Origin of the sequence: Paraburkholderia sp. BR10954 (assembly GCF_040965775.1) — a bacterium.
GTDB classification, from domain to species: Bacteria; Pseudomonadota; Gammaproteobacteria; order Burkholderiales; family Burkholderiaceae; genus Paraburkholderia; species Paraburkholderia youngii.
Genome location: NZ_JBFRCK010000003.1, coordinates 277,462 through 290,187, shown reverse-complemented (window position 1 = coordinate 290,187; position 12,726 = coordinate 277,462). Strand labels below are relative to the sequence as shown.

General features: G+C 62.0%; 15 protein-coding genes. 11 read left to right on the top strand and 4 right to left on the bottom strand.

Annotated elements, in window-relative coordinates; all coding sequences use genetic code 11:
- Positions 1-6 precede the first annotated feature (6 nt).
- Positions 7-930 carry a LysR family transcriptional regulator gene (locus AB4Y34_RS06345; RefSeq protein ID WP_176120901.1) on the bottom strand — a complete coding sequence of 308 codons (924 nt, stop codon included), beginning with the start codon at positions 928-930 and terminating at the stop codon, positions 7-9.
- 369 nt (positions 931-1,299) lie between these two features.
- On the opposite strand from AB4Y34_RS06345, the gene AB4Y34_RS06340 reads away from it, so the two are divergent.
- Positions 1,300-1,635 carry a DUF4148 domain-containing protein gene (locus AB4Y34_RS06340; RefSeq protein WP_176378768.1) on the top strand — a complete coding sequence of 112 codons (336 nt, stop codon included), beginning with the start codon at positions 1,300-1,302 and terminating at the stop codon, positions 1,633-1,635.
- A 97-nt stretch (positions 1,636-1,732) separates the two neighbouring features.
- On the opposite strand, the gene AB4Y34_RS06335 is transcribed toward AB4Y34_RS06340, so the two are convergent.
- Entirely contained in the window at positions 1,733-2,476 is a 744-nt protein-coding gene (locus AB4Y34_RS06335; protein WP_176378769.1) for a hypothetical protein, read from the bottom strand.
- Between the two features lie 451 nt (positions 2,477-2,927).
- Here AB4Y34_RS06335 and AB4Y34_RS06330 point away from each other — a divergent pair, with 451 nt between their 5' ends.
- On the top strand, positions 2,928-3,539 hold the full coding sequence (locus AB4Y34_RS06330; protein WP_176378770.1) for a hypothetical protein: 612 nt from the start codon (positions 2,928-2,930) through the stop codon (positions 3,537-3,539).
- An 82-nt stretch (positions 3,540-3,621) separates the two neighbouring features.
- Here AB4Y34_RS06330 and AB4Y34_RS06325 read toward each other — a convergent pair whose 3' ends face one another.
- Positions 3,622-4,932, bottom strand: coding sequence for an MFS transporter (locus AB4Y34_RS06325; protein WP_368715549.1), 1,311 nt, complete (start codon positions 4,930-4,932; stop codon positions 3,622-3,624).
- Positions 4,933-5,110: 178 nt separating this feature from the next.
- Entirely contained in the window at positions 5,111-6,205 is a 1,095-nt protein-coding gene (locus AB4Y34_RS06320; RefSeq protein WP_176378772.1) for a tartrate dehydrogenase, read from the bottom strand.
- Positions 6,206-6,329: 124 nt separating this feature from the next.
- Here AB4Y34_RS06320 and AB4Y34_RS06315 point away from each other — a divergent pair, with 124 nt between their 5' ends.
- The 9 genes from AB4Y34_RS06315 (at position 6,330) to AB4Y34_RS06275 (ending at position 12,680) form a co-directional block, all read left to right on the top strand.
- Positions 6,330-7,256 (top strand): LysR substrate-binding domain-containing protein, encoded by a 927-nt coding sequence (locus tag AB4Y34_RS06315; protein WP_368715548.1) that lies wholly within the window; start codon positions 6,330-6,332, stop codon positions 7,254-7,256.
- A gap of 146 nt (positions 7,257-7,402) precedes the next feature.
- Positions 7,403-7,885, top strand: coding sequence for a DUF2778 domain-containing protein (locus AB4Y34_RS06310; protein ID WP_176378773.1), 483 nt, complete (start codon positions 7,403-7,405; stop codon positions 7,883-7,885).
- Between the two features lie 264 nt (positions 7,886-8,149).
- On the top strand, positions 8,150-8,620 hold the full coding sequence (locus tag AB4Y34_RS06305) for an Hcp family type VI secretion system effector (protein ID WP_368715547.1): 471 nt from the start codon (positions 8,150-8,152) through the stop codon (positions 8,618-8,620).
- Positions 8,617-9,060 (top strand): STY0301 family protein, encoded by a 444-nt coding sequence (locus tag AB4Y34_RS06300; RefSeq protein WP_368715546.1) that lies wholly within the window; start codon positions 8,617-8,619, stop codon positions 9,058-9,060. Before AB4Y34_RS06305 ends, AB4Y34_RS06300 begins: the two co-directional genes overlap by 4 nt.
- Entirely contained in the window at positions 9,061-9,498 is a 438-nt protein-coding gene (locus AB4Y34_RS06295; protein WP_368715545.1) for a hypothetical protein, read from the top strand.
- A 350-nt stretch (positions 9,499-9,848) separates the two neighbouring features.
- Positions 9,849-11,147 (top strand): TAXI family TRAP transporter solute-binding subunit, encoded by a 1,299-nt coding sequence (locus AB4Y34_RS06290; protein ID WP_368715544.1) that lies wholly within the window; start codon positions 9,849-9,851, stop codon positions 11,145-11,147.
- A 236-nt stretch (positions 11,148-11,383) separates the two neighbouring features.
- Complete coding sequence (locus AB4Y34_RS06285) at positions 11,384-11,587, top strand: DUF3562 domain-containing protein (RefSeq protein WP_176107043.1); 204 nt, start codon at positions 11,384-11,386, stop codon at positions 11,585-11,587.
- Positions 11,588-11,729: 142 nt separating this feature from the next.
- Positions 11,730-12,191, top strand: coding sequence for an N-acetyltransferase family protein (locus AB4Y34_RS06280; RefSeq protein ID WP_368715543.1), 462 nt, complete (start codon positions 11,730-11,732; stop codon positions 12,189-12,191).
- Positions 12,192-12,383: 192 nt separating this feature from the next.
- Positions 12,384-12,680, top strand: coding sequence for a hypothetical protein (locus tag AB4Y34_RS06275; protein ID WP_176378777.1), 297 nt, complete (start codon positions 12,384-12,386; stop codon positions 12,678-12,680).
- Positions 12,681-12,726: the final 46 nt, after the last annotated feature.

Genomic DNA, 12,726 nt, shown 5'->3' with positions numbered 1-12,726 from the left:
CCCGATTCATCTTTGCGCGCCGCCCCCAAACATCGTCATGCGCTGCAAGATCCACGCGAGCAGTTCGTGCGCGGCCGCGACGAGCGGCCGCCCGGATTTCACCAGCACGCGCGCCTTCGTGCCTAAAAACAGCGCGTGGTCGATCGGCACGGTCACCAGCTCGCCAGCCTGAATCTCGCGCGAGGCCGCGAACTCTCCGATCAGCGTCGCAAAGTTTTCATCGGCGACAAACCGCTTGAGTGCCGTTAGCGAATTGGTGGTGAGCGTCGCGCGGATCTCAACGTGTTCGACGAACGCGAGCATCGTTGCGAGGTGCCCGATGCCGAAGGTGCTCGGCATCAACGCCAGCGGCCACGCGAGCAGATCGTCGATCGTGGCGGGCTTGCCGCGCCGCGCGAGAGGATGGTCGCGGCGCACCAGCAACACCACGGGCTGCGCGGAACTCGCGCGATATTCGACGCGCGGATGCGGCGGCGGATTGAACGCGAGCCCGATATGGGCGCGGCTTTCCGCAACTGCGTCGAGCACGTCGTCGACCGGCAGCACGGTGAGGCCGATATCGACCTTCGGGTATTGCACACAGAACGGCGTGATGACCTCGGCAATCAGCGCATCCACGTAACCCTCGCTGACAGCCAGATCGACGCGGCCTTGCTGCAAGCCGCGCAACGCGTGCAGCTGATCCTCGAACTTCTCCTGCTGCGCGCGATAGCCGCGCCAGAACTCCAGCAGATGCGCGGCGGCCTCGGTGGGCCGGACGCCGCGCGCCTGGCGCTCGAACAGTTGCACGCCCAGTTCGTCTTCGAGCAGCTTGATCTGCCGCGTGATCACCGAGGGCGACGTGTTGAGGCTGTCCGCGGCGCCGCGGATCGTGCCGTGCCCGAGCACCTCATGGAAATAGCGCAGCCGCTGCTGATTGATTTCGCGCATCACATCCTCGTTAGCCTTTGGCTCCGTTGCTCCGTGGGGAACGATATGTGAACTTTGTTGCTCCTGCTAGCAAGGATTGCCCTGGTCAGGATGGTCTTGAGCACGCGCTTCCTCGACCCGCCGAACTCGCGGCCAGTAACGGTGCGCGGTGAGTTCGACGAGTTTCGTATCGTTATGTATCCACCGGGCTGACCGACAAACACCGTTGCAAAAGTCGGGGTTCGCGGAAACAGGCGGAATACATGAGGCGGTTCAAATACGTCCATGCCAGTCGGCGGTGCCGCAAAGCAAAGCGGACGTCGACGCGACTGGATGCACGGGCCACGCAACCGTGGTCTGAACCAACTCAATTGCTCTCAGGTGGATACCATGAAACTCGTCAAGTCGCTGATCGTTGCCGCTGCTGTCGCTGTCCCCGTCGTTTCGTTCGCGCAGTCCAACGCGCCGGTTACGCGTGCCCAGGTTCGCGCGGAACTGGTCCAACTCGAAAAGGCGGGTTACAACCCGGCTGCGGATTACAACACCTATCCGCAGGATATCCAGGCCGCCGAGGCACGCGTGAGCGCGCTGAACGGCGCGGCGGCGTCGGCATATGGCGGGGCGGCGAACGGGTCGTCGGCGGCCGGAGCTGGCGCGGTTAAGGTCCCGGCTCTGTCGCAGCAACAGGACGTTGCCGGCCTCGCCTCGGTCTACGCGCATCATTGATGTTTGGCGAGCGCTGCCCATGTGGGCAGCGGCAATGGAAGACGGCCCGCTTCGAGCGGGCCGTTGCGCATGCACCATCAAGTCGCTTCGACGATGTTCACCCCGCCGCAAACCTCTCTACCCTTTTCACCTGCCTCGGCAAAACGATATACATCCCCCACGCCACGACAAGAATCGCGCGCAGCGCATCCGCGGCATGACCGGGCAATGAAATTCCGACATCGGCAATCGCGAGGCTTCCAGGCACCGACCAGAGATACGTCGTGAGCCCGAGCGACACCGCGCGCCAGAAGCCGAAACGTTCGGAGCCGGCGAAACCATGCGCGGCCAGGCCGCTGCGCACCATATATCCGGCGATCGGCAGACTCACCAGCAGGTAGATCGCAAGCGCGACGATCGCCGGCATCGCCGCAATCACCGTCGACCATGCCGGTGAACTCCTCGCGACGTCGGGCGTAATCACGTGCTCGGAAAATTTCATCAGCGGCGCCGCCGTGCGCGGCACCAGAAAGTGAAACGCCACCACGGCGACGACGAAAAGCAGCGTACTCGCGAGCCCCTGACGCCACGCGCACGACCACCACACATACAGACGCCGCCCGAAACTGATCGCGCGCCCGACGCTGAGCATCGCGCCTCGATCCCTCAGCGCCGCAAAGCACACCAGCACGACGAACAGCACCGCAGCGAAAACCAGCGCATGAGGACTCCAGATGAACGCGCCCACACTGTGTTGCACCGAGGCCGCAGCTGAAGCCGACGACGACGTCGAAAAGTTCTGCAGGTGGTGGGCGATATAGTCCGCGGGATCGAGCGCCCGCGACGAATCGTGCGTTGCCATCTCGTCTCCGTATGTCGCGAATCACGGTGCAAGTCATCACGTGCTTCATAGAGGGCACGCGGCGTCACCGCGATTCGCAGCGCGCGATCTGATTGTGCCTTCCTTTTGTCCGATATTCATCAGGTCGCCGCAAATAGCGTGGATTACACTGGTTTTCGCTATGCGACTTTGAAGCGTGGCCGACCCACGAAGTCACCATTGCGCGGCCTTTCGTGCATCCCTTCCGCACGTATCCGCCGACACCGGGCGAAACACGACTGCTTGGTGAAAGCCTTTCGCAATTCAACACTTTGGCCCACGCCTGGTCCTTCAAACGACAGCGACCAGGCATCGCTTCGGCCATTTCATATCGACTATTTTCGTTTGATTGATCCAGGCCCCGATCCCGGCAGCCGAAGGACTGTTGCACGCCGCGATTTCATGCGCCTGATTTGCTAACAAGGAGATGAAGATGAAGACCCAGCATATAAGCGTTTGGTCGGCGGTAGCCGTTGCAATTCTGTCGCTGAGCGGCACCGCGCAGGCCGGCGGCAGGGGTGATGGTGACGGTGATGGCGACGGTGGTGGTCGCGGGGGCCTTTGCTCCAAGGCAACGCTAAAGGGACCCTATGGGTTCATCGGTCACGGAGAGATTCTTGGATTGCTCGATTCGACGAACACGCTGCATCCGTTCACGAGCCCGTTGATTTACGATGACGTCGCCCTGGTGACGTTCGACGGCAGCGGTGGTTTCACACGCACTGACGTTGGGAACATCAACGGCGTGCCGAAAGCCGGCTCGACTACCTTCAATCCTCACCAGACCGGCACCTACACGGTGAACTCCGATTGCACCGGAACGATGTCGGTCCGCTACATTACCGGAGGACCTGTGGCGGCTGGCGTCGAGACTGACCTGAACATCGTGATCACTTCGGACGGGACGCAGATCGAATCCGTGGTCTATCGGGCGAGTGTCCCGACAGCCTCGTCGACTCCCGACTACAGCTGTCCGATGAATTGCGTGCAAGGTGTGCAGGAACACTTTGAAGGGAAGAAGGTTCTGGTCTACGGGTTCCGGTAGTCGAGTGCTAACGCATCGGATGGAGTTCACGTTCGCCGCCGGCCTTTCAGCCGGCGGCGCTCCCGTATCATCGATCTTTCGCTCAGTGACCTTGCCGCTCGCCCACCGCGACCGGCGCATGCCTGGTCTGGCGGCTCAGCATCAGCGTCACGACCGCCGACACCGCCAACGTCGCGCCGACCACATAAAGCCCCGCCGTATAACTGCCCGTCACGTTCTTGAGCCAGCCGATCGCAAACGGCCCGACGAAGCCGCCGAGGTTGCCGATCGAGTTGATCATCGCAATCCCCGCGGCCGCCCCGGCGCCCGACAGGAACATGCTCGGCATCGCCCACAGCGGCGCCTTCGCGGCGCTGATGCCGACGTTCACGACGACGAGCGCAAGCACGATCATCAACGCGGTACTCGCATTGCCGGCGAACACGAAGCCGACGCACGCAAGCGCGCACGGAATCACGACGTGCCATGTACGTTCGTCGGTACGATCCGAGTGCTTCGCCCATAGCACCATCGCGATCACCGCGAGCACGCTCGGCACACCGGCAAGCAGCCCGGTTTCGAACGTGCCGAAACCATATTGACGGATGATCAGCGGCGCCCACAAGCCGAGCGTATAAAGTCCCGCCGAGGTGCCGAAGTAGATCAGCGCGAGCGCGAGCACGCGCGGATCGCGCAACGCGCTGAGTGCGCCGGCCGTGTGGCCCGCATGCGCGTGCCGCGCGTCGGCTTCGAGCTTCAGCTTCGCGATCAGCCAGTCGCGCTCCTCGGGCTGCAGCCACTCGGCTTGCGCGGGCTTGTCAGTTAGATACTTGAGCACGCAGAAGCCGAGGATGATCGCCGGCAAGGCTTCGAGTATGTAGAGCATCTGCCAGTCGGCGAGTCCGGCGATCGGCGGCAGTTTCATGATCGCGCCGGAAATCGGCGAGCCGATCGCGGTCGAAATCGGTGCGGCAGCCATGAACCACGCCGCCGCGACCGCGCGTTGCCGGGTCGGAAACCAAAGGCTCAGATACAGGATGATGCCGGGAAAGAAGCCCGCTTCCGCGACGCCGAGAATGAAGCGCAGCGCGTAGAAGCTGTTCGGCCCGACGACGAACGCTGACGCGAGCGACACGAGCCCCCACGACACCATCACGCGAGCAATCCAGCGGCGCGCGCCGACCTTGTGCAGGATCAGGTTCGACGGTACTTCGAACAGAAAATAGCCGATAAAGAAGAGCCCGCCGCCGAGGCCGAACGCGGTCGGCGAAAGACCGATCGCCTTGTTCATCGACAACGCGGCGAAGCCCACATTCACGCGATCGAGAAAGCTCACGAAGTACAACAGCATGACGAATGGGATGATCCGCAGCATCAGCTTGCGGGACACCCGGCTTTCGAGTTCCGAAGTCATTGTCTCCTCCTCTTGCGCGCGGCAGTGGACCGGGCGCGAGCCTCGCGCCGGCCGACGTTGGGCCGAGCTAGTCGAGTCAAGGTTGGGTGCCGGCCACGTGGTGGCCGGGGCGTAGGCCGTGCGCCTGGGCGGCGCGCGGTTCCCGCTTGGTGCCGGTCAATTCAAGAGAAGCCGGCGTTCAAGCCGCGTTCTCCGCGGGCGTCGCCGCCTGCTCGATGAACGCGCATACGGCCGCCGTCACCTGCGCGGTCGTGGCCGTGCCGCCGAGGTCGCGGGTATGCAGCGACTTGTTCGCGGTGACCGCTTCGACGGCCTGCATCACACGCCTGGCCGCGGCGAATTCGCCGAGGTGTTCGAGCAGCATCACGACCGACCAGAACGTGCCGACCGGATTCGCGAGCCCCTTGCCCATGATGTCGAACGCGGAGCCGTGGATGGGCTCGAACATCGACGGATAGCGGCGCTCCGGATCGATGTTGCCGGTCGGCGCGATGCCGAGGCTGCCCGCGAGCGCGGCTGCGAGGTCGCTGAGAATATCGGCGTGCAGATTGGTGGCGACGATCGTGTCGAGCGTGGCGGGGCGATTGACCATGCGCGCGGTCGCAGCATCGACGAGTTCCTTGTCCCACGTGACGTCCGGAAACTCCCTGGAGATTTCGAGCGCGATCTCGTCCCACATCACCATCGCGTGACGCTGCGCGTTGCTCTTCGTGATCACGGTCAACAGCTTGCGCGGGCGCGACTGCGCGAGGCGGAACGCGAAGCGCATGATGCGCTCGACGCCGGCGCGCGTCATGATCGACACGTCGGTCGCGGCTTCGATCGGATGGCCCTGATGCACGCGGCCACCAACACCCGAGTATTCCCCCTCCGAGTTTTCGCGAACGATGACCCAGTTCAGGTCCGCGGGCTTGCAGTACTTCAGCGGCGCGTCGATGCCGGGCAAGATGCGTGTCGGGCGCACGTTCGCGTATTGATCGAAGCCCTGGCAGATCTTCAGACGCAGACCCCACAGCGTGACGTGGTCGGGAATGTCCTTGTCGCCCGCCGAGCCGAACAGGATCGCATCCTTGTTGCGGATCGCATCTAGCCCGTTGGCCGGCATCATCAGGCCGTGCTGGCGATAGTAGTCGCCGCCCCAATCGAAGTTCTCGAACTCGAACGTGAAGGCGCGCGTGGTCTTCGCGAGCGCTTCGAGCACCTGCGCGCCGGCCGGCACGACCTCCTTGCCGATGCCGTCGCCGGGAATGGTTGCGATGCGATAGGTCTTCATGTCTGCGTCCTGTGCTTGGTGAATGGCGTGAGTGGACTCTAGCGCGATCGCCTGGGTAAAAACCGGTGCTAAACTCAAAGCATCTTTAACTTGCATTCACAAATGCGAAGGCGTGGAAAAGACGATGCGCGAGACCGTGCAGCCAGCGGATCTGAGCTTTTTCTCGACGCTCGCGGCGAGCGGCAGTCTCAGCGCGGCCGCCCGCGAACTGGGGCTGACCGCGGCCGCCGTCAGCAAGCGCCTCACGCAGATGGAACAGCGCGCGGGCGTCGCGCTCGTGAACCGCACGACGCGCCGCATGATGCTGACGCCCGAAGGCGAGCTATACCTCGAACGCGCGCGGCGGATTCTCGACGAGATCGACGAGCTGGCCGAACTGCTCGGCTCGGCGAAGAAGACACCGAAGGGTTTGCTGCGCGTAAACGCGACGCTCGGCTTCGGGCGCAGCCATATCGGACCGGCGATTTCGCGCTTCGTCGCGCGGTATCCGCAAGTGTCGGTTCAACTACAGTTGTCGGTCACGCCCCCGCCGCTCACCGACGACAGCTTCGACGTCTGCATCCGCTTCGGCGAGCCGCCCGATACGCGCGTAGTCGCACGCCGGCTTGCGCCGAACCGGCGTCTGCTGTGCGCGGCGCCGTCATATCTCGCGGCGCACGGCACGCCGCTCACGGCGCACGATCTGACGCGCCACAACTGCATCGGCATTCGGCAGGGCGACGAAGCGTATGGCGTGTGGCGGCTGACGTCGGGACGCGGCGCCGCGCGCAAGACCGAGGCGGTGCGCATCAAGGGAACGCTGACCACCAACGACGGCGAGATCGCCGTCAAATGGGCGCTCGAAGGACACGGCATCCTGATGCGCGCGGAATGGGACATCCGGCAGTATCTGGCGGAGGGGTCGCTCGTTCAGTTGCTGCCCGATCACGACACGCCGAATGCGGACATCTTCGCGGTGTATTCGCCGCGGCATCAGATGTCGAATCGGATTCGCGCGTTTGTTGAGTTTATTGCGCGGGAGTTGGGGGGTGAGGTGGGGGTGGTTGGGTAGCGTTTTCCGAGTCGTCTGATTGAGCATGGTCGCGTCTTCGGCGAAGCTGTCGGTGTCACGAACGTTACCTCGCGTCACCTGTCTCCTCGGTCCCGGCGGCTCGCTTCATCGCACCACGGAGTGATCGCCTTTTCGATCTGGATACCATGCCCGCCGAGTGCTATTTCACGCTCAACCGCCGACTCATCTCTGTATTGACCTGCAAAGGCTTTGGCAACGTGTCTGCCTTTTCTGGCAAACCCGCCCATGTCAACAACCCCGCAGACACGGCGATCGCCGGAAGCGGTCCGCTTCCGCAAGGCCTCTACTACATCGTGGACCGACAGAGTGGCGGTCATCTGGGATGGCTGTATGACCTTGTCAAGGACGCGTGGTCAAATGTCGATCATTCGACCTGGTTCGCGCTTTATCGAAACGACGGTGCGATTGACGACTGGACATTTATCAATGGCGTGAAGCGAGGCAACTTCCGCCTGCATCCAACAGGTCGTTGGGGCGAAAGTGAAGGATGCATCACGGTCACGGACCAGTCCCAGTTCGATCGCTTACGCTCGTTCTTGCTGTCGCACCCAACCCGGACGATACCCGGTACAACACTGCAGTACTACGGCACGGTACTGGTGCAATGAAAAATGTCCTGCGGATTTTTGTGGCCCTCGTGCTGACTGTCCCAGTCTGTCTCGCATTGTCGACGATCGACCCGCTTGCACGCTGGGTTGGCAGCGAGTCCACGTCAGAAAGGCTTCGCCCCCTCTTCAAGCTCGTTGGTGCCGTTGGTATGGAGGGCGAAGAGGACGTGGTGGTTACGCTGCTGCTCGTAGTCAGTTTCCTATTTTGCTGGGGGCTCTCGTGGGGCGGGTCTGTGCTTTTAGTTAGAACGAGGAGTCGCCTTGATGCCAAATGACGTTTTCATAAAAATCGACGGGATTACGGGTGAGTCGCAGGACACGGCACATCCAAACGAAATCGAGGTAATCAACTGGACGTGGAAGATGGCACAGCGGCTTTCCATTATGTCCGGAACAGGAGGTGGCGTCGGCAGCGCCTCGGTCGACGATCTCGTGTTCTTTCACAACGTCGACCGGGCGAGTCCCAGCCTGATGTCCTATTGCCTGACCGGCACACACGTTTCGAAAGCGGTTCTTACCATGCGTAGGGCGGGTGGCAGCCCCCTCGATTTTCTCAGGCTCACGATGAGCGATGTATTCATCACCGGCGTGGAGATGACCGCGCAACGCGAACAGGTTCGCCTCTCTTTCGCAAGGATCAAGCAGGAATACATCGTTCAAAATGCCCAAGGCGGCAGCAATGGCGTGGTTACCGGGATCTTCGACATCAGGGCCAACCGGGCTGTTTCTCGATGACAGTCGTAAAGTTGGAACTAAAGACCGAGCCCGCTCTCGTACTCACCAAGGCCGGACCTGCATTGGCACACCCGATAATAACGGCAGCCGAAACCATGTTGTCGAATAAGGCGCTTTTCCTGGCAGTTTGCCTTGTGGCAACAAGCGCCGCGTGTGCGCCGCCAACCCGGGCCCGGTTCAAATGCCCAAGCGTCCTTTCTACTGGACGGCAACATCATGCTCTGGATAACGCATCCCTCTTTAATGGCCCTCCAGAGGAGGAGGCGGGCCTTGTTCCTGAGCCAGGAAAAACATCTGACCAGTGGGATTTAACGGGCGTCGACCCCTATCTGGTATGCCGCTATCACGGCACTAACAGCACTTTTGTGATTCATGCTGTTGGTGCTCGGACCTGCGAAGCCACCAGCAAACCCTTTGCTGTTCACTGCACCTCTCGTTAAATGGACTGGGATAACCGCAAAATGGCGGCGCTGCTTGTAGCTGCTGCTATTGCTGCGTGGATGCCGTTGGCATACGGCAATATTTGCCCGGAAAAAGATGCTTTTGCGGCGGACGCGATGGTGGATCACCTCGATAGCTGGGCTCCGGTAAATAGCGCATTCAGTCAGTATGGTCACTGCGACGATGGTGGGATTGCTGAAGGCTATTCTGAGGCAATCGCGCGATTGCTGATCGACCCCTGGAAAGCACTGCCGGAACTCGATGCACAAATCAAGCTCGATCCGCCACTAGAATCGTTCGTGCTGCGTCACATTAACTCAACGCTTGATATTGACGACCTTGCAAAGATCGCTACGCTCTCTACCAGATCTTGTCCAAAAGGCATGAGTTCACTGTGTAAAGCATTGGCTAATGCCGCATCGCAGGCTGAACAGTAACCGCTGCGACGGCTACGCGTGCTTGCATATGTGCTGCGCCCTGCTAATGGGATCGAAGGTGCCTCCAACACCGCAACTCCCTCTGACAAAACGAACGACGCGCCTGTTCGTACGCCGGAACGGCCCGTACGACTGGAATCTGTAGCACGAAAATCGCGATCCCCACAGTCTGTAACAGACCCGCCTCTTTTCACTGCACATCACTGGCTATCGAATAAAACTCCCCGATATCGTAAAGTTGAGGAACCAAACCCCGATCCCACTCCTTTACTCACCAAGGCCGGACCTGACCAAACCGGGTAACGATGCCGAGACCAGACCCCGCGCCGTACCGCAGCCCGAGAACCCCGATGACACGGCGGCGCCGGCGTCTTCTGATCATCGGCGCGATCGTGCTGGTCGCCGCGTTCGGCTGGATGGTCGCGCTGATTCTCGAGCCCGCGTTCCAGCGCACGATCGTCATCACTTCCGGCGCAGACGGCGGCATTTATCGCGGCTTTGCCGATCGCTACGCGCCGCTGCTCAAGCGCGAAGGCATCAAGCTCGACATCCGCAGCTCGTCGGGTTCGGTCGAAAACTACCAGCGCCTCGCTGACCCGGACAGCGCCTATCAGGTCGGCTTCATCCAGTCGGGCACGACCAGTCCGAAAGACACGGACAATCTGCAAACCATCGCCGCCGTGTCGTACGAGCCGATCTGGGTGTTCTATCGCGGCGACGCGACGATCGACCGGCTGTCGCAACTGCGCGGCAAGCGCATTTCGATAGGCGTGCCGGGCAGCGGGCTGCTCAACGTCTCCCAGGTGCTGCTCGGCTACAGCGGCGTCACGAGCCAGAACTCGACGCTGCTGGAGATGGACGCGAACGCCGCATACGAAGGGCTCGAAAGCGGTCAGATCGATGCGGCGTTCTTCATCGGCCGGCCCGACGCCGACATGCAGCACGCGCTGCTGACCAGCAACCTGAAGCTGATGAGCTTCGCGCAGGCTGATGCACTGGCGCAAAAATTCCCGTCGCTGTCGAAGATCGTATTGCCGCGGGCCTCGACGAGCGTCGCCGACGATCTGCCGCGCAGCGACGTCACGCTGCTCGCGGCGACGGCGCTGCTGGTGTCGAAGGACACGCTGCATCCGGCGCTCGTCTATCTGCTGCTCGACGCGGCGCGCACGGTGCACGGCGGCGAGGACTACTTCACGCCGCTCGGCACGTTCCCGAACCTGAACACCGAAGAATTCCCGATCTCCGACGAAAGCGTGCGCTACTTCAAATCGGGCCGGCCGTTTCTGTATCGCTACCTGCCGTTCTGGCTCGCGAGTCTGATCGAGCGACGGCTGCTGATTCTGGTGCCGTTCCTTGCGCTGCTGATCGGCCTCGCCCAGGCGCTGCCGAGCATGCTCGAAGCGCGTATGAAGAAACGCCTGTTCGTGTGGTACCGCGCGATCAAGGCGCTCGAGGACGAAGTATGGAAGAACGCCGAGCCGACTCGCGCGCAGGTCGCGCAATGGAGTGACGAGATTGAAAACATCGACGCGAACGCTAGCCAGATCCGGATTCCGTACCGCTACTTTCAGGACGTTTACGCGCTGAAGCAGGCGATCGGCGTCGTGCGCGACCGAATCGCGCACGTAGCGCAGAAGATGGAGAAGTAGAGACGCCGCTCCCTACCTCTGCACGTTTCCCGGGTATTCACCACCGCCGTACCAGTTGATTTTCCGCGCGCCCTCGCCGCAGGGTCGCTTGCCGCAGCGCAAGAAGATAATCTCTGTGAAATCGGTCGGACGATAGGCCAATTTAATTGGCATGCTCGCGAATCGCATCCTGTAATGGACTCCTGCCGTGCGCGTACCGTCCATCCAGTCTGCCGCACACTACCCGGAGAACGTCCATGTCGCAGCCCGAGCCGAATGTAGACGAAATAGTCCGCAGCATCGCCGAAGAAACCGACACGCCGACCGAAACGGTGTCCCGCATGTACGCCGATACGCTCGCCGAATTCCGGAGCGAGGCGCGCGTGTTCGACTACGTGCCGCTGTTCGCCGCGAAGAAGGTCCGCAACGAGCTTCGCCAGAAGCATCCTCGCAAGCACTGACTCGCTGCAGGCGGTGATGCATCGGCTCACCGCACTGCCGCAAGCGTCGTGGCTCCAGATTTGGCGTTCATGGTGGAGCTAACAAACACGTCGCAAATTTTCTATGCTGGCGGTTCCGCAGCTTGCCACAGGAGCCGCCCACATGTCCGCCCCGCTGCAGATTCGCGCCGTCACCCGTGACGATTTCGATGCATGGCTGCCGCTATGGGACGCATACAACGCGTTTTATGGCCGCTCGGGCGAGACCGCGTTGCCGCGCGAGATCACGCAAATCACCTGGAATCGCTTTTTCGATGGCTACGAGCCGATGCATGCGTTCGTCGCCGAACGCGCCGGGCAATTGCAGGGCATCGTGCATTTTCTGTATCACCGCCATACGACGATGGCGGGACCGATCTGCTATCTGCAGGATCTATACACGCTCGATAGCGAGCGCGGCAAGGGTGTCGGCCGTGCGCTGATCGAGGCCGTCTATGCGCGGGCAAAAGCCGACGGCGCGCAACGCGTCTACTGGCAGACGCACGAGACGAACCGCACCGCGATGCAGCTCTATGACAAGGTCGCGGACAAGTCCGGCTTCGTGGTTTATCGGAAAACGCTTTGACGCCTGATCGCGGCTCAGCGGATGCGTGCCGAGCCCGGTCGCGTCGCGCTATGCGGTTCATCCGATTCAATTCGGGACGATAGCGCGAAGCATGCGGCGATTCGGCCACGCGGTGCTATGCTTTGATCCGGTCCAGCGGCGCGGTGTGTCCCAGCCGCGCGCTCGCGCCGCCCAAGCGTAGGAGGCCACGTCATGCCCAACGCGATCCAGATTCAGGTTGCCGACTCGCATCTTTATCCGGGCTGCGCGGTGCGCATCGCCGAACTTCCCGAACCGGCCGGCGCGCCGAACTTCGCCGAGGCGCGCGTCGAGTTCGCGGATGGCTCCGGCGCGCACGCCACCTATCATCGGCGCGCGCATGACGAACTCGAATTGACCGTCGACCGTTACGCGACGCAAAAGCGTCATCCGGTCGACGCACGGCACTGGCTACTATTGGCTGTCGATGCCACGCATCACAGCTGGCGCGTGAAGCGTCGGCTGCCGTAAAGCCGCGAGGCCTGCCGGCCTCGGCGGACCCATAACCGGTGTCGCG

Coding starts and splice junctions, on each gene's coding strand:
- AB4Y34_RS06345 (WP_176120901.1), bottom strand. CDS start 930: ATGCGCGAAATCAATCAGCAGCGGCTGCGCTATTTCCATGAGGTGCTC.
- AB4Y34_RS06340 (WP_176378768.1), top strand. CDS start 1,300: ATGAAACTCGTCAAGTCGCTGATCGTTGCCGCTGCTGTCGCTGTCCCC.
- AB4Y34_RS06335 (WP_176378769.1), bottom strand. CDS start 2,476: ATGGCAACGCACGATTCGTCGCGGGCGCTCGATCCCGCGGACTATATC.
- AB4Y34_RS06330 (WP_176378770.1), top strand. CDS start 2,928: ATGAAGACCCAGCATATAAGCGTTTGGTCGGCGGTAGCCGTTGCAATT.
- AB4Y34_RS06325 (WP_368715549.1), bottom strand. CDS start 4,932: ATGACTTCGGAACTCGAAAGCCGGGTGTCCCGCAAGCTGATGCTGCGG.
- AB4Y34_RS06320 (WP_176378772.1), bottom strand. CDS start 6,205: ATGAAGACCTATCGCATCGCAACCATTCCCGGCGACGGCATCGGCAAG.
- AB4Y34_RS06315 (WP_368715548.1), top strand. CDS start 6,330: ATGCGCGAGACCGTGCAGCCAGCGGATCTGAGCTTTTTCTCGACGCTC.
- AB4Y34_RS06310 (WP_176378773.1), top strand. CDS start 7,403: ATGCCCGCCGAGTGCTATTTCACGCTCAACCGCCGACTCATCTCTGTA.
- AB4Y34_RS06305 (WP_368715547.1), top strand. CDS start 8,150: ATGCCAAATGACGTTTTCATAAAAATCGACGGGATTACGGGTGAGTCG.
- AB4Y34_RS06300 (WP_368715546.1), top strand. CDS start 8,617: ATGACAGTCGTAAAGTTGGAACTAAAGACCGAGCCCGCTCTCGTACTC.
- AB4Y34_RS06295 (WP_368715545.1), top strand. CDS start 9,061: ATGGACTGGGATAACCGCAAAATGGCGGCGCTGCTTGTAGCTGCTGCT.
- AB4Y34_RS06290 (WP_368715544.1), top strand. CDS start 9,849: ATGACACGGCGGCGCCGGCGTCTTCTGATCATCGGCGCGATCGTGCTG.
- AB4Y34_RS06285 (WP_176107043.1), top strand. CDS start 11,384: ATGTCGCAGCCCGAGCCGAATGTAGACGAAATAGTCCGCAGCATCGCC.
- AB4Y34_RS06280 (WP_368715543.1), top strand. CDS start 11,730: ATGTCCGCCCCGCTGCAGATTCGCGCCGTCACCCGTGACGATTTCGAT.
- AB4Y34_RS06275 (WP_176378777.1), top strand. CDS start 12,384: ATGCCCAACGCGATCCAGATTCAGGTTGCCGACTCGCATCTTTATCCG.